We start from the raw sequence: 26,384 nt of genomic DNA, 5'->3' as shown, positions 1-26,384 counted from the left end.
ATGCTATATTTTTTCAATTAACATTCTACTTTTAATGGTATCAAACTCAATTTCTGTACCATTCTTTAAATCATTAACAAAAACTAATTCGTTTGTTAATGTTTCTGCTTTTATGTAGTTTTCATTTGCCAATACCGATTCTCTTAAATCATCAGCTTGTAAAATGGTTAATTTTATTTTATCAGTTACTTCTAAACCTGTGTCTTTTCGTGCGTTTTGAATTCTATTGATTAATTCTCTTGCCACACCTTCTTTGCGTAATTCGTCGTTTATTGTAACATCTAAAGCTACGGTTAACCCTTCTGCATTGGCTACTAACCACCCTTCGATATCTTTCGATGAAATCTCCACATCAGCGGTTTCTAAAGTAATCAATTTATCGTTAATTTCCACAGAAATCTCACCTTCTTTTTCAATTTTGATGATATCCTCCTGTCCAAACCCTTGTATCATATTAGCTATCAGCTTCATATCCTTACCAAACTTTGGCCCTAAAGCTTTAAAGTTTGGTTTGATTTGTTTTACTAAAATCCCTGAAGCATCGTCTAATAGCTCTATCTCCTTAACGTTAACTTCTGATTTTATTAAGTCTGCTACTGCTAAAATTTCTTCCTTTTGAGTTGCATCCAATACAGGAATCATAATTTTTTGTAACGGCTGACGTACTTTTATCTTTTCCTTTGCTCTTAGGGATAAAACTAACGATGAAATAGTTTGTGCATTTTCCATTTTACGTTCCAATGACTTATCTACTAAATCAGCATTGTACTTAGGAAACTCTGCTATATGTACACTTTCAAAGCTTTCTACTCCCGTAGCTTTTGTTAAATCCTTGTACAAACGATCCATAAAGAAAGGCGCTACTGGAGAACCTAACTTAGCAACTGTTAACATACAAGTATATAAAGTTTGGTATGCCGATATTTTATCTTGTGCATATTCTCCTTTCCAGAAACGTCTTCTACATAAACGCACATACCAGTTACTTAAATGATCTTGTACAAAGTCAGAAATAGCTCTAGTTGCTTTGGTTGGTTCATATTCAGCATAGAATTTATCTACTTTTTGAACCAATGTATTTAATTCAGATAAAATCCAACGGTCGATTTCTGGTCGTTCATTAATTGAAATTTCTGCTTCGCTATAGGTAAAATTATCAATATTCGCATATAAAGAGAAGAATGAATAGGTATTGTATAAGGTTCCGAAGAACTTACGTTTTACTTCTTCTATTCCTGCTAAATCAAACTTTAAGTTATCCCATGGATTTGCATTGGATATCATATACCAACGTGTAGCATCAGGTCCAAATTCAGACAATGTAGTAAATGGATCAACAGCATTTCCTAAACGCTTCGACATTTTTTGTCCGTTCTTATCTAACACTAATCCGTTAGATACTACATTTTTATAAGCTACAGAATCAAACACCATAGTTCCAATGGCATGTAATGTATAGAACCATCCACGAGTTTGGTCTACTCCTTCAGCAATAAAATTAGCCGGATAACTTTCTTTATTATCAATTAATTCTTTGTTTTCAAATGGATAATGCCATTGTGCATACGGCATAGAACCAGAATCGAACCAAACATCAATTAAATCGCTTTCACGGTGCATTGGTTTTCCTAAGGCAGAAACTAATACGATTTTATCAACTACATTTTTATGTAAATCAATTTTATCATAGTTATCTTCTGACATATTTCCTACTTCAAAATCAGCAAAAATATCTTCAGATAGTACGCCCGCATCAACTGACTTTTGAATCTCTTTTTTTAATTCAGCTACAGAACCTATACAAATTTGCTCTGTTCCGTCTTCAGTACGCCAAATTGGTAATGGAATTCCCCAAAAACGAGAACGTGATAAGTTCCAATCATTCGCATTTTTTAACCAGTTACCAAAACGTCCTTCTCCTGTTGATTTTGGTTTCCAGTTAATAGTTTCGTTTAAATCGAACATTTTATCCTTTACATTGGTTACCTTGATAAACCAAGAATCTAATGGATAATATAAAATTGGTTTATCCGTACGCCAACAGTTTGGATAGCTGTGCACATATTTTTCAACCTTAAAGGCTTTGTTCTCTGTTTTTAATTGAATCGCTAGCTCTACATCTACCGATTTTTCTGGAGCCCCACCATCAGTATAGTATTCGTTCTTTACATATTTACCTGCATATTCTCCCATTTCTGGGCGAAACTTCCCTTGTAAATCTACTAATGGAACTGGATTCTCATTTTCATCTAACACTAACATTGGCGGTACTTCTGGAGTTGCTTGTTTTGCTACTAAAGCATCATCAGCACCAAATGTTGGGGCTGTATGTACGATACCTGTACCATCTTCTGTCGTAACAAAATCTCCTGAAATTACTCTAAAAGCGTTTTCTGGATTTTGATATGGTAAAGCAAATGGTAATAATTGCTCGTATTTAACACCTACCAAATCTTTTCCTATAAATTCTTTTACAACTGCATATGGAATTTGCTTATCTCCTTCAGCATAATTTGCTAATTCCGCTACATCTTCTACTTGATTAAACTTCTTCCCTGCAAATTGTTTTGATACTAAGTTTTTAGCCAATACTACTTGAATTGACTCAAATGTATATTGATTGAATGTTTTTACTAAAACGTATTCAATCTTTGCTCCCACAGTTAATGCTGTATTAGATGGAAGTGTCCACGGTGTAGTTGTCCATGCTAAAAAGTGTACATCTCCATCAACTTGTAAAAAGTCTGGTAATGTTTCTTTTATCGTTTTAAACTGAGCAACTACCGTAGTATCTGTAACATCTTGATACGTTCCTGGTTGATTTAACTCATGCGAACTTAATCCTGTTCCTGCTTTTGGTGAATACGGTTGAATCGTATATCCTTTATATAATAAATTTTTATCATAGATTTGCTTTAACAACCACCAAACCGATTCCATATATTTTGGCTTATAAGTAATATATGGATCTTCCATATCTACCCAATACCCCATTTTTTGAGTTAGGTCATTCCAAATATCGGTATAACGCATTACAGCTTTTTTACACGCTTCGTTGTATTCTTCAACCGTAATTTTGGTTCCGATATCTTCTTTGGTGATTCCTAACTCTTTTTCAACCCCCAATTCTACAGGTAAACCATGCGTGTCCCAACCTGCTTTACGCTTAACTTGGTATCCTTTTTGGGTTTTATAACGACAAAAAATATCTTTAATGGCACGTGCCATTACGTGGTGAATTCCTGGTAAACCGTTTGCTGAAGGTGGCCCTTCAAAAAACACAAATGGTTCGTTTCCTTCACGTGTAGTAATACTTTTTTCAAAGATGTTGTTTTCCTCCCAATAGTTTAATATTTCTTCTGCTACTTTTGGTAAATCCAAGCCTTTGTATTCAGTAAACTTCTTACTCATTTTGTCGGTGTATTAATTGAATGTGCGAAATTACGTATTTTCTTGTAATTGTTGAATTTGAGACATAAAAAAACACCTCAACATTGAGCTGTTTTTTACATAATTCTTAATTTTATATGAAGATATTAATTAATTCCTCGTTCTTTTTTAATTTGTTCGTAAGCTGCCTGTATTTTTTGAAACTTCTCTTTTGCTCCATTTCTATGCTCGTCTCCTAAGTTTTGTAGCTTATCTGGGTGATGTTTTTTTGCCATTCTACGATATGCTTTTTTTACTTCATCGTTAGTTGATTCCTTCGTTATTTCAAGCATTTTATAGGCTCCATCAGACTCATCATAAAACATAGCTTTTATTGATGAATAATCATATTCGTTAATATACAAATAACTTGCTATTTTTCTGATTTCTTCTTCTTCAACACTAGTTACTTGCCCATCAGCTTTTGCTATTCCAAACAAAAAATGCAGTAATTGTAATCGCGTAGCATGCGACATATACTGACGTATTTGTAGACAAACTTGGCGTGTAGATATTTCCTTTTTAATAATCCCACTAAACAATTTGAATGCATGATTTGCTCGTTCTTTGCCATACATTTTCACAAAGTATGAACGAACATAATCTAACTCACGTTTATCTATCTTTCCATCAGATTTTATAACTACAGACGCTAATATTAATAAGCTTATTTCAAAATCACCTGACGTGGCTCTTCCTCTTCTTGGTTGACCTCCTGTCTTTTTTTGATATTCTTGCTGTTCTTGTACGAAATCTTCTGCAGAAATTCCATCAATAAAACTTCCTACAGCAAACCCAATAATGGCTCCTATTGGCCCACCTAATGTAAAGCCAGCTCCTGCTCCAAGCCATTTTCCAAATTTTCCCATTGTTTGTTTTTTTAGAGGCCACAAAGATAAAACATTACCAATCTATCTCCATATATATTTCAAGTTGATTGTTGCCATGAAAAGAAGTATCTTTGCCTTAAATTTTAATTCAAAAATATGTATCCAGAAGAATTAGTAAAACCAATGCGCGATCAATTAATCGATGCTGGTTTTGAAGCTTTATATACTGCTGAAGATGTTGACAATGCTTTAGCTAAAGAAGGAACTACGTTAGTAATGGTAAATTCTGTTTGTGGATGTGCTGCAGGTACTGCGCGACCAGGAGCTATCGCTTCATTAGGAGCTGATAAAACTCCTACTAACTTAACTACAGTTTTTGCAGGTGTAGAAAAAGAATCTACAGCGAAGGCAAGAGAATATATGATTCCTTTTCCTCCATCATCTCCTGCAATTGCTTTATTTAAAGATGGTAGTTTAGTACATATGTTAGAGCGTCATCACATTGAAGGACGTTCTGCACAAGCTATTGCACAAAATTTAGCAGCTGCTTATGACGAGTTTTGTTAATTTTTATTTAGAACAAAACCTATTGAAATAAAAAAATCCAGCAGTTTGCTGGATTTTTTATTTTCGTTTTTTTGCCAATAATTTTCTAATAATCTTGACCCAAAAATTCCATTTACTTTTTTTATGCTTTTTTGAAAAGTTGTTTTCAAGTTTATCGAATCCATCTTCAATTAAAGCATTGTGTAAGGAATGAATTGCTAAAAACCAAATTATTGTTCCTTTTCCAGCTGTGTTCATATCAATTGTATGCTTGATCTCCGTTTTTTCTTTAGACAATTCTTTTATCTCAAACTTATGAATTCCGTTAAATCCAGTTGGTTTTAAAAACCTAAATTGAATAATTTCATTCGGGTTATACTTTTCAATTGAATATCGTATTGGTCCATGCCCTCCTTTTTCCCCAACATTAATCCCTCCTTTAAATCTCATTGCTGGCCATTTTTCTTTTGGCCAAATTCTATCATTTTCAGTCGCTAAGGTTTTTAATAGTTCTGCTATCTCGCTTTTTGGTTGATTTAATGTTCGTTTATGAATATTTAATACTCTCATTCTTTTTCAATTTTTAATACAAATTCGGATATAGTTTTAATTTACACATCACCTTTCAGCAAAGCAGTCTTAATTCTCCTTTTTTACACTTTCTTAATTACATTGGTTACAACCCCCCAAATGATAAAATTGTTTTCCTCAGTGATTTTTATAATGGGGTAATCTGGATTTTCAGGTTGTAGCCAAACTTCACTACCTTCTACTCGCAGACGTTTTACGGTAAACTCACCATCTAAAAAACAAACTGCAATTTTATTATTGGTTGGTGGAATACTTCTGTCGATTACCAGCAAGTCATTATCATCCAAACCCGCACCAATCATCGATTGTCCGCTTACTCGTGCAAAAAAAGTAGCTTCTTTATTTCTAATCAGCTCCTCATCTAGCGAAATTCTAGTTTCTCTGAAGTCATCCGCTGGAGAAGGAAATCCTGCAGAAATCCCTGTATCCATTAAAATAGCTCCTTCGCTTTCATTTAACTCTTTTGGTAAGAAAAAAGTTAATGCTTCTGATGCTTTTACTGGTTTTAATTTTCGTAACATCTTATTGTTTCTTATTTAACTAAACTTACTTTGCCTTAATAATATCGTTAATATTAGTGGTGTATTTGGGTGATAATCGTTCTTGACGCATCTTCCAAGTACGTTGTAAATCTTGATTGGCTAATTTAATCTTATCTGCTTTATAAGTTTGATTAATTTTATCAATCGCACTCATTAAAGAAGCATGTTTTGGGTTTTCGCTTGCAAACATATCTATCTGATAATTATCTGAAGGAACCAATCCTGTTACAATAACTCCTGCTCTTTTATACTTTATTTCTTCTTTAAAAATAGTTGTTACTGCTTGTACTGCACTTTTACTTATTGTTAGTGTGGAATTTGTTGGATATGGAAACACAACTGTTTTACTTACTCGATGTTGTTCAGTATCTTTTTTATGATAATCACTTCGTAACAAAACAATCACCATATGACAACTAGAGTTTTGTTTGCGTAATTTTTCTGCACAACTCACTGCAAAGGTTGAAATTCTTTCTTTTATATTATCTAAGTCAGAAAATGTGTACTCAAAACTTCGTGTTGTTGCTATTGCTTTTTTGTTAGTAGGTTCATCTAACAATATTTTAGATTCTCCTTCTAAATCTTTTTTCAACTTCCAACCAGTTATAGAAAGATTTTTCAACACCCAGTCATCATTTAACTGCGTAAAATCGTATGCTTTTTTACATCCTTTGGCGAGCAACCTCTTCTGTATACCTCTCCCAATTCCCCAAACACTTTCTATAGGAGTCCATTGCAATGCTTTGATTCTTTTTTCTTCGGAACTGATTACATATACTCCACCTGTTTCTTTCGGAAATTTACGAGCAATTTTGTTGGCTACTTTACTTAGCGCTTTTGTTGGCGCAATTCCTACACAAGTTGGAATCCCTGTCCACTGCAACAGCCGTTCTCTAATTTCTTTTCCGTAGGAATCAAAATTATACTCATCAAATCCTTTAAACTGTAAAAAAGCTTCATCAATAGAATACACTTCAACATCAGGAGAAAACTGCTCTAAAATTTTCATTACTCGAGCACTCATATCTCCATATAAAGGATAGTTTGAGGACAACACCGAGATATTGTTGTTTTTACAAAACTGATCCCACTTAAAAATAGGTGCTCCAAATGGAAGTTGTAACTTTTTTGCTTCATCACTCATTGAAATAACACAACCATCATTATTGCTTAAAATAGCTACTGGTTTTCCTTGCAAATTCGGATTAAAAACCCGTTCGCAAGAAGCATAAAAGTTATTACAATCTACCAACGCATACATAACTGTAAAGGTACTGAATCTTCAGTTTTACTCCTCTACAAACTCTAAAATATCTGCTGGCTGACAACCTAATGCTTTACAAATAGCTTCTAACGTAGAAAAACGAATAGCTTTGGCTTTTCCTGACTTTAGAATAGATAAATTTGCCGTAGTAATTCCCACAACTTCTGCCAGTTCTTTGCTTTTCATCTTCCGTTTAGCAAGCATTACATCTAAGTTTACAATAATTGGCATAATTATATTGTTAAATCATTTTCTTCTTTCAATACATTCCCCTTTACTACAATAAATGAGATAAATTGTACAAATAAAGCCATTACAAATACTGATAAAACTTTATTTACCGCTCCCCCTATAAGACGTCCAAGATCATACCCAGGACTAGGTTTGTTTATTAGAATTCCTAAAAGAACATAAAAAAGAAACATAATAACTCCGTAGATTATCCCACCCCGACCTACTCTTCTTAATTGATTACTATTTTCTTCAGTAAACACTTCGTTCTTTGAAAAATTAAAAATTACTTGTCTAAAATCAACCATTAAAAGAACCATATAAATAATTAGAATTAAAGAAGTAATTGATAAAAGGTTATACACACCATCGGGCCAATTACCCGGTATTTGCATATTAAAAACTAAAGATCTTTCTCCTCCATTAAACAAATAATAGAAAATTTTATGTAGCCTTTTTATAAAATCGACAAACACGCTAACTACTAATAATGTACAAAAAACTTTTAAAATACTTAATATTGATTTCATCTCTATTCTTTTCGTAAACATATTTAAATCGTTAAGTTATTCTCCTCTTGCAGAGCATTTCCTTTTACTACAATGAAAGAAATAAATTGCACAAATAAGGCCACCACAAATATTGGTAACACTTTACTTATTGAAGTACCTATTGTATACCCAAACACATATCCTGCACTATAGACTGGGTCTGAGTTCATACTTAAAGGTCTACCTCCATCAATTACTAAACCCAATATTGTTGCCAAACACAAAACTATAACTCCATAAATAATTAAACCTTTTCCTACTTTTCGCAATCGATTACTATTTTCTTTTGTAAAAACATCATTTTTCGAAAAATTAAAAATGACTTTTCTAAACACTACTACTAAATATAGTAAGTATCCTATCAGGATTAAGGTTATCAATAATAAAGAGTAATAATATCCGTCATTCCAGCTTTCTGGGATTGACAACTTAAATACTTTTGTTTTGCTCCCTCTATAAATAGCATAATGAAATATTCTAAATAATTTTTCGAAAAACTTTACACTTATACTGACTACTAGCAGCGTACAAAAAACTTTTAAAATACTTAATATTGATTTCATATTCAATTTTTGATTAATTAATGAGGGTTCAAATATAACAAAATTATTGAAAAACAATAATTTATTGTTTTTTATTGATAATTAAACTTTCCTTATTTTTGTTTCATGGTTAGAAAATTAAAAATTGATGGAATTGATAAAATCATTATCAAACGCCTTGTAAAAGATGCACGCACTCCTATTTTAAGCATTGCTCGAGAAGTGGGGATATCTGGTGCTGCCATTCATCAACGATTACGAAAGTTAGACGAATCGGATTTAATTGATGGTTACAAAATGATATTAAATCCAAAAGCATTAGGATATACTACTACGGCTTTTGTTGGGGTATTTTTAGATTCTTCTAGCCTATACTCTTCAGCAATTAAACGTTTAAAAGAAATTCCTGAAATTGTAGAAAGTCACTACACTACGGGTAACTATGCTATTTTCATTAAAATACTGTGTAAAAACAACGAAGACTTAATGCATTTGTTAAATAAGGATATTCAAACCATAAAAGGGGTTTCAAGAACCGAAACTTTTATATCTTTAGACCAACAAATAGATCGACAAATAAAAATTTAAAAACCCCGAATGAACGATTTTATCTTCTACTTTAAAATGGGCTTGTTTCATGTACTAGATTTTAAAGCCTATGACCACATTTTATTCTTAATTGTATTAGCTGTTGTATACCAATTTAAACAATGGACAAAAGTTTTATGGTTAATTACCTTATTTACTATTGGACACTCAATAACTTTAGCACTTTCAGCTTATGGAATATTAAATGTCCGAGCAGATTTAATTGAGTTTTTAATTCCATTAACCATTTTTATTACTGGATTAATGAATGTATTAACTGCTAAAAAGGCATCAGTAGGAAAAGAAAATCAGAATTTATTTTTTGCTTTATTTTTCGGATTAATTCACGGACTTGGTTTTTCTAATTATTTTAAAATTATGATTGGAAAAACTTCTGATAAATTTTTACCTTTAATAGAGTTTGCATTAGGTGTAGAAGTAGCACAAATTATTATTGTGTTAGGTATTTTATTAATTGGAGCACTAGTGCAATCAATCTTTAGTGTAAACCGTCGTGATTGGATTTTAATCATGTCTTCTATCGTTATAGGCTTTGCTTTACAAATGATGTTTGACCGCGTTTTTTGGTAAAAATTAACACCTAACTAACTCAAATCTAATTACCTTAGCTTATCTAAGAAAAATCACACCAAAAATTTTGAAGAAAAAACAATTAAAATATGACATTGCCTATTTAAAAATGGCAAATGAATGGGGACAACTTTCTCACTGTATTCGTAAAAAAGTAGGTGCCTTAATTGTTAAAGATCGAATGATTATTTCTGATGGTTATAATGGTACTCCTTCTGGTTTTGAAAATTATTGTGAAGATGAAGAAGGGTACACAAAATGGTATGTATTACATGCCGAGGCAAACGCCATTTTAAAAGTAGCTTCTTCAACACAATCGTGTAAAGGTGCTACTTTATACATTACACTTTCACCTTGCCAACAATGTAGTAAACTCATACATCAAGCAGGAATAAAACGTGTAGTATATTCCAATGCATACAAAGACCGATCAGGATTAGATTTTTTAGAGAAAGCAGGTGTTGAACTGACGTATTTACCTTATGAACAAGAATAATTTACCTATATATTTATCTATTGCTGTAGTATTCGGTATTCTTATCGGAACTTTTTTTAGCAACGGAAACCCAAGTAATCTTATTGGAAAAAGCTCATCAAGCGAACGAAAAATAAAACGTTTGATTGACTATATTCAAAGTGATTATGTTGACAGTGTAAATACTGATGAGTTACTAGACGGAGCGATTGCAGAAATGCTAGGTAAATTAGACCCACACTCAGTATATATTCCGAAAGAAAACTTACAATTGGTTACCGAAAACATGCAAGGTAATTTTGTTGGAATTGGTGTTCAATTTCGTATGATTGGTGACACTATAACAGTTATTGAACCTATTAAAGGTGGTCCAAGTATAGAAGCTGGCATTAAAGCAGGTGATAGAATTTTGCTTGCAGATAAAGACACCCTTCATGGAAAAAAACTGCAAACTTCCCAAATAATGAAAGCTTTAAAAGGGAAGCCAAATACTAAAGTTAATTTACAGGTTTACAGAAAAACCAATGATAGTATTTTTGATATTACTATTAATCGTGGTAAAGTAAACATTAAGAGTGTTGATATTGCTTATATGCTAAACGATAGTGTTGGTTACATAAAACTAGATCGTTTTGCACGTAACACCTATATTGAATTTAAATCTTCTTTAAATAAACTACTTACCAAAGGAATGACTGACTTAGTATTAGATCTTCGTGGGAACGGTGGTGGTTTTATTGATATTGCTAATGATATTGTAGATGAGTTTTTAGAAGATGAGAAACTCATTGTATTTACAAAAAATAATAAAGGTGATATTGTAGAGTCTTTCGCCACCGATAAAGGTGATTTTGAACACGGTGGTTTATATGTGTTGATAGACGAAAACTCTGCTTCTGCTTCTGAAATTGTAGCCGGTGCTTTACAAGACAATGACAAAGGAATTATTATTGGTCGTCGCTCTTTTGGAAAAGGATTGGTACAACAAGAGATGGACTTAGGTGATGGATCTGCAGTACGATTAACTACTGCTAGATATTATACTCCAACAGGGAGATCTATTCAAAAGCCTTATAAAAAAGATGCAGATTCTGAAGAGTATAGTCACGATTTTGAGCATCGATTAGAAAATGGTGAATTATTCACCAAAGACAGTATTAAAACTGTTGATAGTTTAAAATACACAACACCTAAAGGAAAAGTAGTATATGGTGGAGGTGGAATTATTCCTGATTATTTTGTCGCTGTAGATACCTCAGCATATGTTCCTACAATCTTTTTCCGTCCTTTAAATGATTTCGCTTTTTCGTATGTAGATGATAACCGTAAAAAGTTAGCTTCATTAACAGTTGAAGATTTTATTAACAACTTTGATAAAAACAATGAAATTTCTAATAAATTCTTGGTTGAACTAAAAGACTTTAGACTTTCTGAAAGAACAAAAAATCAACTTCGTAGTAATTTAAAAGTATTGATAGCTCGTGAACTTTTTAGCGATGAAGGATTGTATAAGGTAGATCAAAAAGATGATAAAATGCTTCAAAAAGTGTTTGAATTAGAAAAACGACAAAATAAATAAGAAAATATTTAAACTCATCGGGGTATTACTTCAATAATATTGACTTATGAATTCTTTAGTTTTATTATAGAGAACTTCATCTACGGATGGAATACCCCTAGCTAAAATCTCTTTTTAACCTAAATTTTAGTTTTAGCATTACTTTGTTATATACATAATAGTAAATTTGTACTACATGTAAATTAATAAAGAGTACGCTACAACGAATGAAAAAATCTGCGAACACAAGAGCAACTATTTTACAACAAGCTTTTGAACTTATTTATAAAAAGGGATATCAATCAACCAGTATCGATGAAATAATAGCTACTACTAAAGTTACAAAAGGTGCTTTTTATTATCATTTCAAGAATAAAAAGCAAATGGGAATTGCTGTTATCAAAGAGGTTATACAACCAAAAACTATTGACTTATCTATTAGCTCTCTCTCTTCTTCTAATAGTTTATGTGATTCTTTATACACAATGATTGAAGAATTACTTTTACACAACTCTTTTTTAACGATAGAACATGGTTGTCCTCTAGCCAACTTAACTCAAGAAATGTCTCCTTTAGATAATGATTTTAAAGAGGCTCTTGATGAAGCTAAATCATTGTGGACAAATGCTATTGCCACTTCTATTACCAAAGAACAACAAAACAATACTATTAATATAAATAGTAACGCCGAAGAAATTGCTGATTTTATCATAGCTAGCTATTGGGGCGCTAGAACTCTTGGTAAGTTAAGTTATAAAACAAACTCGTACAATCATCATTTAAAGCAATTAAAACTTTACTTAACTACTTTAAAGTAATCTTAATCAAAAAAAACATACCGCTTAGTATGTTTTTGTTTTATCTTTGTTTTGTCTTAAAAAACAAACAATGCAAATACATAATAACCATAGTCCATCTGTACTCAACAGAAAAGAAATCCAGCAGTTTAAAAAGCTCTTAATTACTTCTAAATTAAAAGAAACTTATACTAAGTTCTTATATAAAACTGGTATTAAATCTAAACTAAATTTTGATATTGACGTTGTTAAAATTCCAGATTCTAAGCTATCTCATCTTGCTTTAGAAGAAGCAAAAGAGTTATGTAACCCAATACTTTTATATCACTCTTATAGAACCTTTTTTTGGTCTGCTGGAATTGCTCTTTCAGAAAAATTACATTACGATAAAGAATTACTTTTTGTATCTTCAATGCTACATGATATCGGTTTAACTGATTCTCACAATCATATATGTAGTCAACAATGCTTTGCTAATTATGGTGGTTCTTATGCTAATGATTTCGTAAAGAAAAATGACACTGAAAATAAAGCTGCCATTATTAAAACTGCTATTGAAATGCACTTATACCCTTCTGTAGATAAAAATAAATTTGGTAATGAAGCTTATTTACTGTCAAAAGGGGCAGCTATGGACGTGATTGGCTCACACTGTTTCCAAGTTCCCACTCCTTTTATTAAAGAAGTTCATAAAACTTATCATAGAAATGGTTTTAAGGAAGATATTATTGAAACTATGGAATCATTAAACCATAAAGAGAATACCAGAGCAGATATTCTATACAAAATGGGGTTTGCCTCTATGGCTTCTAAAAATATTTTAGATTCTGAAAAGTTTACTTCTTAGGTTTAAACTTCGCTTCCCTCTTACTCTTATAAACCTCTTTAATGGTTGGGTTTTGAGGGCAGCTTTTTATCTGTTCAAATTCATCTCCAGCTTTTACAAAACCTGTTTGAAGTATTTTAAAATAAACTCCTGGTATATTTTGTTGCCAAAACTGTTTTACAATTTTCATATCGTTAAAACGAACACCTAATTTCATACAAGGTTGACGCGGCTTGGTAACTTCAATAATAACCTCACCCACTTTAAAAGTATCACCTACATGTAGTTGGCTTTCATCTAAATCATCTATAGTTAAGTTCTCACCAAACATTCCAAGCTTCCAATCTAAATTAGGGTACAGTTCTTTCCAGTACGAATAATGGTTCTCTGAGTAAGCATAAACTGCTTGATCTATTCCTCCATGATGTTCTCTATTACAAATAACATCATCTTTTACTTTTTCAACATCTAAAAAGATAGGTTTTTCTACAGGAAACTTAAAAATACCTGTGGTAACAGTTTTTCCTTTCCAATCAATTTCTTTTCTTTCTCCTATATTTGTTGCTACTATTTTCATTTTCTTTATTCTACTAAAAAATTTTGTAATACTTCTGCTATTTTTCGATTGTCTGATAATTGTGGAATCTTATTCTGGCCTCCAAACTTTCCTATGTATTTCATATACTCGTGAAAACCTCCCTTTATCACTTTTCTAATGATTAGAGGACGTAAAATTTTACCTTCAATTAAATCGAAGTAATATACATTTTGCTCTTGCATAGAAGCATCAATTTTAGATGTTAACTCATCCAAATTCTCAGGTTCATTTTCAAACTCAATAAACCACTCGTGATATGGCAATCCGCTTTCTGGGTTCACTTGCGGAGCAACTGTAAACTCACTCACGTTAACACCTGTTCCTTTTATAGCATCATTTAACGCTTTTTCAACCTCTTTCCCTATAACGTGCTCTCCAAAGGCAGAAATAAAGTGCTTTATACGTCCTGTTACTTTTATTCTATAAGGTTTTAACGAAGTAAACTCAACTGTATCTCCAATATTATATCCCCATAATCCGGCTGAAGTATTAAGAATAATAACATAATTCACTCCTAACTGAACATCTTTTAATGATATTCTTGTCGGGGTTTCATCAAAAAACTCATTCGCGGGAATAAACTCATAAAACATTCCGGAGTTTAATTGTAATAACATACCTTTTTCGGTTTGCGAATCTTGGTATGCAATAAACCCTTCAGATGCAGGATACAACTCTACATAGTCTATTTTCTTTCCTATTAACGCTTCAAACTTATTTTTGTATGGTTCGAAGTTTACCCCTCCATACACGAAGAAGTTAAAGTTTGGAAAGAGTTCAGAGACATTTTTACCTGTTTTCTCTATCAAACGTTCAAAATACATTTGTACCCACGACGGAATTCCGCTTATGACCGTCATATTCTCTGGTAACGTTTCTTCAACAACTTTATCTACTTTGGTATCCCAATCTTCAATACAGTTAGTTTCCCAACTCGGTAAACGGTTTTTTAAGAGGTAATTTGGGACATAGTGCGCTGCTATACCACTCAAACGTCCTAATTTCACTCCGTTTTTATCTTCTAAAACTGGACTTCCTTGTAAAAAAATCATCTTCCCATCAACAAAGCTAGCATCGTTTGTTTCTGTTATATAAAACAACAAAGCATTTCGAGCTGCTTTGATATGTGTGGGCATGGATTCTTTACTTATAGGAATATACTTTGCTCCTGAGGTTGTTCCTGAAGTTTTAGCAAAGTATAAAGGTTTTCCTTTCCACAAAACATTCTCTTCTCCGGCTACAACTCTATCTACATAATGACGTAAACCTTCATAATCATTAATCGGAACTCTTTTTTTAAAATCTTGGTAATTATTGATTGATATAAAATCATGATCTTTTCCAAACGCTGTTTTACATCCTTCTGTAACCAAATATTCAAAAACTTTTTCTTGAGTTTTGTGTGGGTTGTTTGCCCATTTATATACTTGCTTACGAATAATTTTCGCAAATGGAATTGCTAATGCTGATTTTATACTCATTATCTCTTTACTATTTTAAATATGATTCAATGCTGTTTTTAGCTATATCATCTTTACTCTTACTTACTGAAAATCTATATAGTTTGTTGGGTTAACTGGAAATCCGTTATTCCACAATTCAAAGTGTAAATGAGGCCCTGTGGTTAATTCTCCTGTAGAACCTACACTTGCAATTGCTTCTCCCGATTTTATAACATCACCTTGTTGCTTTAATAAAGTTCCATTATGCTTATAAACTGATATAAATTCGTTAGAATGCTGTATAGTTATTACATACCCTGTTTCTGCAGTCCATTCCGCTAAAATAACTGTTCCGTCTGCTACTGCTTTTACAGGTGTACCTGTTTTTGCTACTATATCAATAGCATAATGTTTGTCATTAACATCAAATGGTTGTGATATACTTCCTGTTAAAGGAGAAAAGAATACATTTTTAGCTCTATTTGCCCCACCATTATACAAAGGAAACAAGTCCTTTCCTTCAATTTTTTCTCTAAACAATGAATCTTCCCTAGATGCCTGTAACTTACTTTCATCAAAAGCAATAGTTTTCATTTCATTTGTTATGGAATCTATTTTTTCTGGCTTTATTTCCCCTGTTAAAACAGGTTTCAACGCTTTTGTGTAGCTTTCAAGAACCGACAACCTAGTTTTTAGTGAATCTGCCTCATACGTTAATCTGGTAGCCTTCTTTTTTAAAGCTGTTGAAGAATATCCTGGTATGTATTCTCGTATACCTGTGAATGCTATTAACAAAGTAGTAAGTACAATGAGAAGTACGGAAAAAACTCCTCCAAATACAAAAACATTTAATCGTGATAACTTTAAAGAAAATCGTTCTTGAAACGTATCTTCGTTTATAATTACTAAGCGATATTTATCAGTAAGTTTTTGTTTAAGCTTTCGCTTTTTTTTATCTTTTGCCACGTTTTATACTTGTTTGGATTTCAAATATACAACGAAAAAACGGCGAAACTATTTTTTATAAAAATTCATCTCATCTATATACTTCCACACCTTCTCAGACAACAAAGGTTTGCAGTTTTTTTCTTCATTTATCGCATTACGAATCATGGTTGAAGATATTTGTACAATAGGTGCTTCAACTCTATGAATTTTCTTATGATTTTTAAATTGATTTTCTACAGTACCGTTTGACACTCTAGGGTAAACATAAATATTATAATCCTCTAAAATAAACTCATAGTTTTTCCATTTGTGTAGACTTTTCAGATTGTCTTCCCCCATAATTAAGCTAAACTTATAATTAGGGTGTTTTTCTGAAATATGAGCTAACGTATTTATGGTGTAATTTGGTTGTGGTAGTTTAAACTCGATATCTGAAGGCTGAATTTTCTCATATCCTTCAGTTGCTAAATACACCATTTCTAAACGATGATGATTATCTAACAACGAGCTTTTCTTTTTAAAAGGGTTATGGGGTGTTACCACCATCCAGATTTCATCTAAATCTGAGTTTTCAACCAGATGATTGGCTATAATTAAATGCCCTATATGAATTGGATTAAAAGTTCCAAAGTATAATCCGATGTTTTTCATATTTATAGATACTAGAGTCTAGATCTAAAAGATGCTAGACTTATCCTTTAACTTCTTTTTCTATTTCTAAAAAATCATCTACTAAATCTTCTGCTTCTTGTAAAGCTACTGGTAAATCGTAGTTTTTGATGATTTTATCAAACTGTGGCGCTGTAGCTAATTCTACTGATGCTTTAGCTATACGCATATTAATTTTGTCTTCGCTTTCGGTGCTTCTTTTCTTTAAACGAATCTTCAATTCATCAACACTAGGTGGCTTTACAAAAACAGCTAAGGTTTCTTCTGGAAACTTCTTCTTAATACGTAAACCTCCAACTACATCAATATCAAAAATCACATGTTTTCCTTGTGCCCAAATTCGTTCAACTTCTGTTTTTAACGTTCCATAAAAATTATCACGATACACCTCTTCCCACTCTAAAAATTCGTCGTTTTTTATTTTTTGCTTGAATTCTTTTGCAGAGATAAAATAATAATCTTTCCCATCAACTTCTTCACCTCTTGGGGCTCTTGAAGTAGCAGAGATTGAAAACTCCAAATTAAAACGTTCTTGTGCCAACAAGTGACGCACAATAGTAGTTTTACCTGAACCTGATGGTGCTGAAAACACAAATAATTTCCCTTTAAACTCTTTCGACATTTTTATAAAACGTTTAAAATTTGCTCTTTTATTTTTTCTAACTCGTCTTTCATTTGGATTACTAGCTTTTGCATTGGTGCAAAATTAGCTTTCGATCCTGTTGTGTTGATTTCTCTTCCTATTTCTTGTACGATAAATCCTAACTTTTTTCCATTAGAGTCCTTTGTATCTAACTGTTCTAAGAAATACTCTAAGTGATTGGCTAAACGTACTTTTTCCTCGTTAATATCTAGCTTTTCTAGATAATAAATTAACTCTTGTTCAAAACGGTTCTCATCAACCTCAACTTTTAAATCAGTCAATGCTTTTTGTAAGCGTTCTTTAACATTTTCTATTCTATCACCGTCTAATTTTTTAACCTCTTCTAAAGCAGATTGAATATTTAGTATTCTAGTTTTAAAGTCTTCTTCTAACGATTTGGCTTCGTCAATTCTATACTGAATAATTTCTTTTAATGCTATATCGATGTGTGCATCTATCTGTTTCCATTCTTCTTCATCTAACTCTTCTCTTTCAGTTTTTAATGCATCTGGCATTCTAACAGCCATTTTCATTAACTCAACATCATCAGAAGATCCTACTTGAGTTACATTTCTTAATTGTTGCATGTACTCTTTTACCACACCTGTATTCACCGTAGTTGAAGTTTCATCTGCAGTCATTTCTACATAAATAGAAAAATCTACTTTACCTCTTACTAAACTACTAGCTAGCTTTTTTCGAACATTTAGTTCCTTTTCTCTATAATATGAAGGAATTCTTGTGTTTAAATCTAAATTTTTACTGTTTAAAGATTTAACTTCGATTGTTACTTTTTTTGAGGGTAAATGTAGTACGGATTTACCGTAACCCGTCATAGACTGTATCATAACTTCGGTTTAATAATCCGCAAAGATACGTTTATTTATTGGGAGTTTCAGTTGGGCGTTTGGTAACTAAAAATACTCCTAAAAATATTAATAATGCTGCTCCTATTTTAATCAAATCTAAATGATCGCTTCCTACAATCAAAGCATAAATAGCTGCTACCACTGGTTGTAAGTACATAAAAACACTTACTGTCGTTGGTTTTAGTTTTGATAATGCAAATAAGTTAAACAAGTAAGTAATGCAGGTAGTGAATAACACTACAAAACCTACTTTTAAGAAAATTGAAACTGGCATCATTTGCCATTGTACTTCTAACAATTCAGAAAAACCGAAGGGAAGCACAAGTATCAACCCAAAAAGATATAACCATTTTACAAAAACAATAGGATTGTATTTTGTTATCAGTTTTTTAACAACAACCAAATACATACCATACGATGCTGCATTAATGAATACTAAGAAATTCCCTAACACCATGTTGGTTGCATCTCCTTTAAGCGGATTCCCGTAAGCTATTAAAACTATTGCTCCCACCATACCAACAATAACTCCTGCAATTTTTCTTAAAATTAGCTTTTCTTTTAAAAGAATACTCGCAAAAATCAACACTAAAATAGGTGTGGTTACCATCATTACTGATGCATTGATGGGTGTAGTATAACTTAATCCTTTAAAAAAAGTAAGCATATTAAAAGCAATTCCAAAAAAGGCTGCCATTGCTACTCTTTTGTAATCTCCTTTATCAATAGATGGTGCTTTCACAAAAAGCCCTAATAACCAAAAAATTATAGCAGCTCCTCCAACACGAATTAATATAAACCCGAAAGGCTGAACATATCCTTCCATCACTTCCTTAGCAACAGTAAAAGTAATTCCGTAAATAAGTGTCGCGATAGATGCTGCGGTAAGTGCTAACGCTCTTTGGTTCATTTTTATGGTTTTAAGAACAGGTGCAAAGATGATGATAATTTTATTCTTTTCTACTACTTTTTTATCCTATACCGTTCTTTAAATACCTTATTTTTTAAACTAAAAAAGCACTGCAAATGCAGTGCTTTTCCCTTTGGTTGATTAACTTCTGATTAGTCCACTAAAGGTGGTATTCTTAATACTTGTCCTGGATAAATTTTGTCAGGGTGTGTTAACATTGGCTTATTAGCTTCAAAAATTACTGGATACTTCATTGCATCACCATAAAATTCTTTAGCAATTTTACTTAATGAATCACCACTTACTACTGTGTGAAACTGAGCCATTGCAGCTTCTTCAATTACTTCAACTTCCGCAACCGTCATGTTATCTTCTACAGAAGCAATACCTTCTGTATTACCTACTACTAAAACTACTTTTTCTTTAGTAGCTAAATCCGAAGCTTCACCTACTACTGTAGCTTTATCATCATCTACATTAATAGCTAAGTTTTCAACAGAAAGCTCTAGTTTTTTTACTGCATCTACTAATTTTGCAGCTTTTTCTGTAGCTTCTTCTTCAGTTGTTTTTCCGATACCGAAAACTTTTGCTCCGGCATTTTTAATAAATGAAAAAATTCCCATTCTCTTTTTTGATTTTTTGTTAATAATCTTTTTTCTGTCTGACCAAGATACAATTTTTATACCAAAAATTCTACTCCATAAATAGTTTAAAAGAATTCTCTTTAACAAAAAAAGCATCCCAATTAGGATGCTTAATCTATTTATTTTGCTGCTCTTTTTACTCTTTATTAAAAGAGTTCCAACCTTGCGCTTTTAGTTCTATTTCTTGATTAGCACGAGTTACTAAATTCATTCCTTCGTTTTTCTCGGTAATATGACCAATAACTGTAAAGTTAGGATTTCCTTTTATTTTATCATAATCATCTATAGAAGCTGTAAACAATAACTCATAATCTTCTCCTCCACTTAAAGCTATCATCGTACTATCCATGTTAAACTCTTCTGAAGTAGAAATTACTTGAGGATCTAAAGGTAATTTATCCTCATATATCTTACACCCTGTTTTACTCTGTGTACAGATATGCATGATTTCTGAAGACAATCCGTCAGAAATATCAATCATAGAAGTAGGTTTTACTTCTAACTCTTCTAATATCTTAGGAATATCTTTACGTGCTTCAGGTTTTAATTGACGTTCTATTATGTAAGTATATTTACTTAAATCTGGTTGATTTTTAGGATTCACCTGAAACACTTGTTTTTCACGCTCTAATACCTGTAAGCCTAAATACGCTCCACCTAAATCACCAGAAACAACAATTAAATCGGTAGGTTTAGCCCCATTTCTATATACAATATCTTCTTTTTTAGCTTTACCAATAGCTGTAATAGAAATTAATATTCCTTTCGTTGAAGATGTTGTATCTCCTCCAATTAAATCTACTTGATATGTATCACACGCTAATTGTATTCCTGCATATAATTCCTCAATAGCTTCTAATGGAAAACGGTTAGACACAGCAATTGACACTGTAATCTGTTCCGCATTAGCATTCATAGCATACACATCTGATAAGTTAACCATTACCGCTTTATACCCTAAATGCTTTAAAGGCATATAACTCAAGTCGAAATGCACACCTTCTACCAATAAATCGGTAGTAATTATAGTTTCTTTATCCGATGCATTAATTACAGCTGCATCGTCTCCAACTCCTTTTACTGTTGAAGAATGATACATTTTAAAATGCTTTGTTAAATGGTTTATTAACCCAAACTCTCCAAGCTCAGCTAACGAAGTTCTTTCTTGATTTTTATCTTCTAACATGCTGCAAAGATAACGACTAGCAAATAAAGAAACCTATTTTGCTTAACGTAATCTACACAAAATAAAAATAGGGTTTTGCTGTTTTTGTATGTTATATAAATAGTTAATTACTTAATTTAGTGATTTTAAACCCCGATTTATGAAAAACCTTAAAATTCTATTTGTTTTAGTTGGGATGTTATTTTTAACTTCTTGCTCATCCTCTTCAAATGAAGATCCTGTAAAGGATCAGGATAACGACGGTATTGTGGATACTCAAGATAACTGTCCAGCAACCGCAAATCCAAACCAAGAAGACGCAGATGGCGATGGCATTGGTGATGTATGTGATGATAATACCCCTACTAATAAAAAACCTTGTGAAAATGGAATGGCAGATGGTTTTCCTTGTAGTGGTTACGACCTCCTATTAAATATCCCTGTAAATACGTTTAATGCAACAGAAGTAAATGATAGCTGGGGATGGACAGATCCAACAAGTAATAAAGAATACGCTATTGTAGGTTTAGATAATGGGACTGCTTTTGTTGACATAACTGACACTGAAAACCCAGTATATTTAGGCAAACTTCCTACTCCTACTATTAGCAGTGATTGGAGAGATGTAAAAGTATATAATAATCATGCGTTTATCGTTGCCGACAATAACCAAGGAGATACTGGGCATGGTATGCAAGTGTTTGATTTAACTAGATTAAGAAATGTTACTAATCCTCCCAACACGTTTACAACAGATACACATTTTACCGATTTTGGAAAAGCGCATAATATTGTAATTAATGAAGATACTGGTTATGCATATCCTGTAGGTACTGATAGAACTGGAACGTATAAAGGAGGTCCTTTATTCATCAATATCCAAGACCCTAAAAACCCTGTAAGTGAAGGCGGTTGGGGAACTGATAATTACAGTCACGATGCTCAGGTAATTACTTATAATGGACCTGACACCGATTATACTGGTAAAGAAATTTTAATAGGAAGCAATGAAAATGAAGTTGTAATTGTTAACATTACCGATAAATCAAATCCTGTAACTATTTCTAAAATTTCATATGCAAATGTAGGATACACCCATCAAGGTTGGTTTACTGAAGATCAAAAATATTTTATTTTAGGAGATGAGTTGGATGAACAAAAATTTGGTAACAACACAAGAACAATTGTTTTTGATTTTTCCGATTTAGATAACCCTAAACAACATTTTACTTATAACGGACCTACCAAAGCAATCGACCATAATTTATACGTGAGTGGAACTACTCTTTATTTAGCTAATTACACTTCGGGTATTCGTTTTATTGATATTTCAAGCATTGAAAGTAAAAGCATCACTGAAGTAGCTTATTTTGATACCCATCCAGAAAATGACAATGCTAATTTTAATGGAGCTTGGAATGTATACCCTTTCTTTAAAAGTGGTAAAATTGTTGTAAGTGATATTAACAGAGGCTTATTTATCCTTAAAAAACAATAAATGCTCAAAAAACTCTCATTATTACTTCTCATATTAATCGTTTATAGCTGTAATAAAGGTGAAGGCATACAAATTAGCCCTTCTTCAAAAGCTCCTGAAGTTAGCTTAATTAAAACTCTTGGAGGTTCAGTAAATGAAAGTGGCAGAAGCGTAATTAACACTCCTGACAATGGTTATATTGTAGCTGGCTTTACACAAAGTATTGATGGTGATATAAAAACAACTAGAAGTTCAATTCAATATGATTTTTGGCTTTTAAAGTTTGATGCAAACGACAATCTTCAATGGCAAAAGACCTACGGAGGCTCAAGAGACGACAAAGCATTTAAAATTATTCAAACAAATGACAATGGTTTTGCTATTGTAGGCTATGGAAAAAGTGATGATGGAGATGTAGACACCAATCAGGGCTTTGATGATGTTTGGATATTAAAACTAGACAGTAACGGTACAATAGTTTGGAAAAAAACCACTGGTTTCTCTGGAGCTGACCAAGGGTTTTCAATCATTCAAACTTCTGATGGGGGTTATTTTATTGGAAGTATTATAGACGTTACAGCATCTGGTGGTTTAGGTAACTCTAAACAATCAGCAAAGCATGCTGGTGGAGACTATTGGGGTATTAAACTTAATACTAATGGAGGTATTGAATGGAGAAAGTATTTTGGAGGAACAAATACCGATACTTGTTACGACATAACAGAAGCTACCAATGGCTATTTATTAGTTGGTTCTTCTGACAGCAATGATGTAGACATAAAAAAAAATAAAGGCTCTTATGACTTTTGGATTGTTAAAATTGATAAAAGCGGAAATTTACTTTGGGAAAAGTCTTTTGGTGGTACAGAAATTGATGAAGCTAGAGCAATAACAAAAACCAACGATGAAAATTTTATTATCGTAGGAGATACACGAAGTTCAGATAAAGATATTTCCCAAAACAATGGTGGCGCCGATTTATGGGCATTAAAAATAACTAGCCAAGGTGAACTACTTTGGCAAAAAAACTATGGTGGCTCAAGCTTTGATGTTGGTCGATCGATTAAAAAGACTTCAAACGGAAACTTTTTAATATCTGGAAGTTCAAGAAGCGCTGACAACAATTTTACCAATAAAGGTCAAAATGACGCGTTAATTATGAAAATTGATACAGATGGAAATCTCCTTTGGCAAAAAACAGTTGGAGGAACAGAAATAGATTTTTGCTACGATGCTGTTGAACTAACAAACGGAAATATTATTGCTGTGGGCGAAAGCAGCAGCAATAATCAAGATATAATAACTAACAAGGGATTTTCAGACCTACTAATTATCAAACTAAAATAATAAATGAAATATTTTTTAACTTTCTTCCTTAGTGCATTACTATTTTCTTGTAGCTCAGACAATGATGAGTCTATCAAAGAAGTTTCGGTAAAACTAAAATTCAGTCAAAACTGGGATGGTACATTGATTGAAAAATCTGACTTAGAAAACACCGAATTCACCAACAAAACAGGAAGCAAACTCTCTATAAGCAGGCTACGCTATTTAATCTCACGTATTAGCCTTGTTAACGGAGCAGGAGACACAACTAAGTTTGACAGTTACAAGCTAATTGATGTAAACAAACCAGATAGTTTAACCTACGCCCTTTCTAAAAAAGTATCAGAAGGAAGCTATAAACTCCTTTTTACTTTCGGCTTTAATAATAATGACAATGAAAGTGGAGTATATCCAGATTTAAACTCTGCTGATTGGAATGTACCCGATATGATGGGGGGAGGGTATCACTACATGCAACTAGACGGTAAATACAAAGACACTTTAGGAGTAGAAAACCCATATAATTTTCATACTGTAAGAGCTTACGATAAAGAAAAAGACTCTATTTTAGATACTTCTTTTGGAGTTGAAACTGGTTCTATTCTATTAAAAAACAATGCTACTATAGAAATAAAAATGAATGTGGCTGGGTGGTTTAAAAGTCCTAATGATTGGGATTTAAATGAAAAAAGTGTTGATTTAATGATGGACTTTGAAGCTCAGAAAGAGATATCAGAAAACGGTAAAAGTGGTGTATTTAGTTTAGGACCTATTTCTCAGTAAAAATAAAATGACACAAAAAAGTATATATATTTTCTCATTACTACTCTTTTTAATCAGTTGCTCTTCAAAAGAAGAGGAAGAAAATGTATACACTCCTGTTTCTGCTAATTTAGAAATCCCTGAGTTATTTCAACAAAAATTAATTGCTCCTATTATTCCAACCAACAACCCTTTAACAGAAGAAGGCATAACGCTTGGTAAAAAACTGTTTTTTGATCCAATTTTATCTAAAGACAATACGCAATCTTGTGCAAGTTGTCACGACCCAAAAAATGCTTTTACCGACGACACTCGTTTTAGTGAAGGTATTGACGGTAAATTTGGAACAAGAAATTCAATGCCACTATTTAATTTAGCTTGGAACTTTGATGAACGTTTTATGTGGGATGGAAAAGAACTCAGTATTGAACGTCAAGCATTTTCACCTGTTCGTAACCCAATTGAAATGCATAGTGATTGGAAAAATGTAGCTAAAAAACTACAAGAACACGCTGAATACTCAACACTTTTCCAACAAGCTTTCGGAACATCTAAAATAGACTCAACCTTAGTTACAAAAGCACTCGCTCAATTTGAGAGAACCTTGATTTCAGGAAACTCAAAGTTTGATCAATTTCTTTTAGGAAAAGTTGAATTGACTCCTGAAGAACAAAACGGATTTAATGTTTTTATGGAGGAAACTAGAGGTGATTGTTTTCATTGTCACGGAAGCGACAACAACCCACTTTGGACAGACAATCAATTTCACAACAACGGATTAGACGAAACTTTTACTGATTTAGGCCTAGGTGGTGTTACAGGTGACCCCAACGATAATGGAAAGTTTAGAAGTCCATCTTTACGAAACTTAAAATTCACTGCTCCCTACATGCACGATGGACGATTTGCTACTTTAGAAGAAGTAATTAATCATTATTCTGAAGGATTAAAAAACTCTTCAACTATCGATCCTTTAATGAAAAAAGTGAATCAAGGAGGTGTACAACTCTCAAACAAAGATAAAGCTGACTTAAAAGCTTTTCTTTTGAGTCTTTCTGATACAAATTTTGTAAACAATCCTGATTTTCAGCAATAATCTTCTAACAATCAGTAAGTAGATTTAAAGTATAGACAATTTTTATCGCTTAATAACTATATTCATTTCAAAAAATGATATAAATCATATTTTGTCATTATCTTTGCAGTCACTTAGATTTAATCTATTTAAACGATGATAAAAGTTTCAGACACAGCAAAAAAGAAAGTCATTGAACTAATGACCGATGACGGATTTGATACCACAACCGACTTTGTTCGTGTTGGAGTGAAAAGTGGCGGTTGTTCAGGATTATCATACGACTTAACTTTTGACAAATCCCAACAAGAAAACGATAAGGTTTTTGAAGATAATAACGTAAAAATTGTTGTTGACAAAAAGAGTTTTTTATACTTAGTTGGAACAACTTTAGAATATTCTGGAGGTTTAAACGGTAAAGGATTCGTATTTAACAATCCTAATGCTAACAGAACTTGTGGTTGTGGAGAGAGTTTCTCTCTATAAGCCTTACAT

Annotated in this window: 29 protein-coding genes; 12 read left to right on the top strand and 17 right to left on the bottom strand. The window is 32.4% G+C overall.

Annotated features, from left to right (window positions below):
• Nucleotides 1-3 precede the first annotated feature (3 nt).
• Both ileS and ACQYZ7_RS04480 read right to left on the bottom strand, forming a co-directional pair.
• Entirely contained in the window at nucleotides 4-3,411 is a 3,408-nt protein-coding gene (ileS, locus tag ACQYZ7_RS04485; RefSeq protein WP_430728574.1) for an isoleucine--tRNA ligase, read from the bottom strand.
• A gap of 125 nt (nucleotides 3,412-3,536) precedes the next feature.
• Nucleotides 3,537-4,298 (bottom strand): TerB family tellurite resistance protein, encoded by a 762-nt coding sequence (locus tag ACQYZ7_RS04480; protein ID WP_430728573.1) that lies wholly within the window; start codon nucleotides 4,296-4,298, stop codon nucleotides 3,537-3,539.
• 117 nt (nucleotides 4,299-4,415) lie between these two features.
• Here ACQYZ7_RS04480 and ACQYZ7_RS04475 point away from each other — a divergent pair, with 117 nt between their 5' ends.
• On the top strand, nucleotides 4,416-4,826 hold the full coding sequence (locus tag ACQYZ7_RS04475; protein ID WP_430728572.1) for a BrxA/BrxB family bacilliredoxin: 411 nt from the start codon (nucleotides 4,416-4,418) through the stop codon (nucleotides 4,824-4,826).
• A 57-nt stretch (nucleotides 4,827-4,883) separates the two neighbouring features.
• Here the strand turns inward: ACQYZ7_RS04475 and ACQYZ7_RS04470 are convergent, their stop codons facing one another.
• The 6 genes from ACQYZ7_RS04470 to ACQYZ7_RS04445 form a co-directional block, all read right to left on the bottom strand.
• A complete protein-coding gene (locus ACQYZ7_RS04470; RefSeq protein ID WP_430728571.1) occupies nucleotides 4,884-5,375 on the bottom strand; it encodes a hypothetical protein in 492 nt (163 codons plus the stop codon).
• 83 nt (nucleotides 5,376-5,458) lie between these two features.
• The gene (locus ACQYZ7_RS04465; RefSeq protein WP_099214650.1) at nucleotides 5,459-5,917 is read right to left on the bottom strand and encodes a LexA family protein; all 459 of its coding nucleotides are present in this window, start codon (nucleotides 5,915-5,917) and stop codon (nucleotides 5,459-5,461) included.
• A 25-nt stretch (nucleotides 5,918-5,942) separates the two neighbouring features.
• Nucleotides 5,943-7,199 (bottom strand): Y-family DNA polymerase, encoded by a 1,257-nt coding sequence (locus ACQYZ7_RS04460; RefSeq protein ID WP_430728570.1) that lies wholly within the window; start codon nucleotides 7,197-7,199, stop codon nucleotides 5,943-5,945.
• A gap of 27 nt (nucleotides 7,200-7,226) precedes the next feature.
• Nucleotides 7,227-7,433 (bottom strand): helix-turn-helix domain-containing protein, encoded by a 207-nt coding sequence (locus ACQYZ7_RS04455; protein ID WP_430728569.1) that lies wholly within the window; start codon nucleotides 7,431-7,433, stop codon nucleotides 7,227-7,229.
• Nucleotides 7,434-7,435: 2 nt separating this feature from the next.
• A complete protein-coding gene (locus ACQYZ7_RS04450) occupies nucleotides 7,436-7,963 on the bottom strand; it encodes a DUF2975 domain-containing protein (protein ID WP_430728568.1) in 528 nt (175 codons plus the stop codon).
• A gap of 23 nt (nucleotides 7,964-7,986) precedes the next feature.
• Nucleotides 7,987-8,547: a DUF2975 domain-containing protein gene (locus ACQYZ7_RS04445; RefSeq protein ID WP_430728567.1), complete on the bottom strand. Its 561-nt coding sequence runs from the start codon at nucleotides 8,545-8,547 to the stop codon at nucleotides 7,987-7,989.
• Nucleotides 8,548-8,652: 105 nt separating this feature from the next.
• On the opposite strand from ACQYZ7_RS04445, the gene ACQYZ7_RS04440 reads away from it, so the two are divergent.
• The 6 genes from ACQYZ7_RS04440 to ACQYZ7_RS04415 all read left to right on the top strand — a co-directional run bounded on the left by ACQYZ7_RS04440 (nucleotide 8,653) and on the right by ACQYZ7_RS04415 (nucleotide 13,382).
• Nucleotides 8,653-9,114, top strand: coding sequence for an Lrp/AsnC ligand binding domain-containing protein (locus tag ACQYZ7_RS04440; RefSeq protein WP_047789927.1), 462 nt, complete (start codon nucleotides 8,653-8,655; stop codon nucleotides 9,112-9,114).
• 9 nt (nucleotides 9,115-9,123) lie between these two features.
• On the top strand, nucleotides 9,124-9,705 hold the full coding sequence (locus ACQYZ7_RS04435) for a HupE/UreJ family protein (RefSeq protein ID WP_430728566.1): 582 nt from the start codon (nucleotides 9,124-9,126) through the stop codon (nucleotides 9,703-9,705).
• Nucleotides 9,706-9,769: 64 nt separating this feature from the next.
• Complete coding sequence (locus ACQYZ7_RS04430; RefSeq protein ID WP_430728877.1) at nucleotides 9,770-10,201, top strand: deoxycytidylate deaminase; 432 nt, start codon at nucleotides 9,770-9,772, stop codon at nucleotides 10,199-10,201.
• Nucleotides 10,188-11,759 (top strand): S41 family peptidase, encoded by a 1,572-nt coding sequence (locus tag ACQYZ7_RS04425; protein ID WP_430728565.1) that lies wholly within the window; start codon nucleotides 10,188-10,190, stop codon nucleotides 11,757-11,759. The genes ACQYZ7_RS04430 and ACQYZ7_RS04425 overlap by 14 nt, the downstream gene beginning before the upstream one ends.
• A gap of 206 nt (nucleotides 11,760-11,965) precedes the next feature.
• Complete coding sequence (locus ACQYZ7_RS04420; protein WP_430728564.1) at nucleotides 11,966-12,556, top strand: TetR/AcrR family transcriptional regulator; 591 nt, start codon at nucleotides 11,966-11,968, stop codon at nucleotides 12,554-12,556.
• 70 nt (nucleotides 12,557-12,626) lie between these two features.
• The gene (locus tag ACQYZ7_RS04415) at nucleotides 12,627-13,382 is read left to right on the top strand and encodes a nitrile hydratase (protein ID WP_430728563.1); all 756 of its coding nucleotides are present in this window, start codon (nucleotides 12,627-12,629) and stop codon (nucleotides 13,380-13,382) included.
• On the opposite strand, the gene ACQYZ7_RS04410 is transcribed toward ACQYZ7_RS04415, so the two are convergent.
• The 9 genes from ACQYZ7_RS04410 to thiL form a co-directional block, all read right to left on the bottom strand.
• Entirely contained in the window at nucleotides 13,372-13,938 is a 567-nt protein-coding gene (locus ACQYZ7_RS04410; RefSeq protein ID WP_430728562.1) for an MOSC domain-containing protein, read from the bottom strand. The two genes, ACQYZ7_RS04415 and ACQYZ7_RS04410, sit on opposite strands and share 11 nt — an antisense overlap.
• A gap of 5 nt (nucleotides 13,939-13,943) precedes the next feature.
• Nucleotides 13,944-15,440: a GH3 auxin-responsive promoter family protein gene (locus tag ACQYZ7_RS04405; protein WP_430728561.1), complete on the bottom strand. Its 1,497-nt coding sequence runs from the start codon at nucleotides 15,438-15,440 to the stop codon at nucleotides 13,944-13,946.
• A 63-nt stretch (nucleotides 15,441-15,503) separates the two neighbouring features.
• Nucleotides 15,504-16,367 carry a M23 family metallopeptidase gene (locus ACQYZ7_RS04400; RefSeq protein WP_430728560.1) on the bottom strand — a complete coding sequence of 288 codons (864 nt, stop codon included), beginning with the start codon at nucleotides 16,365-16,367 and terminating at the stop codon, nucleotides 15,504-15,506.
• Nucleotides 16,368-16,415: 48 nt separating this feature from the next.
• Nucleotides 16,416-17,000 carry a nicotinate (nicotinamide) nucleotide adenylyltransferase gene (gene nadD, locus ACQYZ7_RS04395; protein WP_430728559.1) on the bottom strand — a complete coding sequence of 195 codons (585 nt, stop codon included), beginning with the start codon at nucleotides 16,998-17,000 and terminating at the stop codon, nucleotides 16,416-16,418.
• A gap of 40 nt (nucleotides 17,001-17,040) precedes the next feature.
• On the bottom strand, nucleotides 17,041-17,640 hold the full coding sequence (gmk, locus tag ACQYZ7_RS04390) for a guanylate kinase (protein ID WP_430728558.1): 600 nt from the start codon (nucleotides 17,638-17,640) through the stop codon (nucleotides 17,041-17,043).
• 2 nt (nucleotides 17,641-17,642) lie between these two features.
• The gene (locus tag ACQYZ7_RS04385) at nucleotides 17,643-18,509 is read right to left on the bottom strand and encodes a YicC/YloC family endoribonuclease (protein WP_430728557.1); all 867 of its coding nucleotides are present in this window, start codon (nucleotides 18,507-18,509) and stop codon (nucleotides 17,643-17,645) included.
• 31 nt (nucleotides 18,510-18,540) lie between these two features.
• Nucleotides 18,541-19,440: a DMT family transporter gene (locus ACQYZ7_RS04380; RefSeq protein WP_430728556.1), complete on the bottom strand. Its 900-nt coding sequence runs from the start codon at nucleotides 19,438-19,440 to the stop codon at nucleotides 18,541-18,543.
• Between the two features lie 152 nt (nucleotides 19,441-19,592).
• Nucleotides 19,593-20,063: a peptidoglycan-binding protein LysM gene (gene lysM / locus ACQYZ7_RS04375; RefSeq protein WP_115900127.1), complete on the bottom strand. Its 471-nt coding sequence runs from the start codon at nucleotides 20,061-20,063 to the stop codon at nucleotides 19,593-19,595.
• A gap of 157 nt (nucleotides 20,064-20,220) precedes the next feature.
• Nucleotides 20,221-21,270, bottom strand: coding sequence for a thiamine-phosphate kinase (thiL, locus tag ACQYZ7_RS04370; RefSeq protein WP_430728555.1), 1,050 nt, complete (start codon nucleotides 21,268-21,270; stop codon nucleotides 20,221-20,223).
• 139 nt (nucleotides 21,271-21,409) lie between these two features.
• On the opposite strand from thiL, the gene ACQYZ7_RS04365 reads away from it, so the two are divergent.
• From ACQYZ7_RS04365 to ACQYZ7_RS04345, 5 genes are all read left to right on the top strand, one after another.
• A complete protein-coding gene (locus ACQYZ7_RS04365; protein ID WP_430728554.1) occupies nucleotides 21,410-22,747 on the top strand; it encodes a choice-of-anchor B family protein in 1,338 nt (445 codons plus the stop codon).
• Nucleotides 22,748-24,073 (top strand): hypothetical protein, encoded by a 1,326-nt coding sequence (locus ACQYZ7_RS04360; RefSeq protein WP_430728553.1) that lies wholly within the window; start codon nucleotides 22,748-22,750, stop codon nucleotides 24,071-24,073.
• A 3-nt stretch (nucleotides 24,074-24,076) separates the two neighbouring features.
• Complete coding sequence (locus tag ACQYZ7_RS04355) at nucleotides 24,077-24,835, top strand: MbnP family protein (protein WP_430728552.1); 759 nt, start codon at nucleotides 24,077-24,079, stop codon at nucleotides 24,833-24,835.
• A gap of 7 nt (nucleotides 24,836-24,842) precedes the next feature.
• Nucleotides 24,843-25,910 carry a cytochrome-c peroxidase gene (locus ACQYZ7_RS04350; protein WP_430728551.1) on the top strand — a complete coding sequence of 356 codons (1,068 nt, stop codon included), beginning with the start codon at nucleotides 24,843-24,845 and terminating at the stop codon, nucleotides 25,908-25,910.
• A gap of 135 nt (nucleotides 25,911-26,045) precedes the next feature.
• Complete coding sequence (locus ACQYZ7_RS04345) at nucleotides 26,046-26,375, top strand: HesB/IscA family protein (RefSeq protein WP_430728550.1); 330 nt, start codon at nucleotides 26,046-26,048, stop codon at nucleotides 26,373-26,375.
• The last annotated feature ends 9 nt before the right edge of the window (nucleotides 26,376-26,384 follow it).

Source organism: Tenacibaculum sp. SDUM215027 (assembly GCF_050566205.1).
In the GTDB taxonomy this organism is placed as follows: Bacteria; Bacteroidota; Bacteroidia; order Flavobacteriales; family Flavobacteriaceae; genus Polaribacter.
This window is presented reverse-complemented; position numbering and strand designations above follow the sequence as displayed.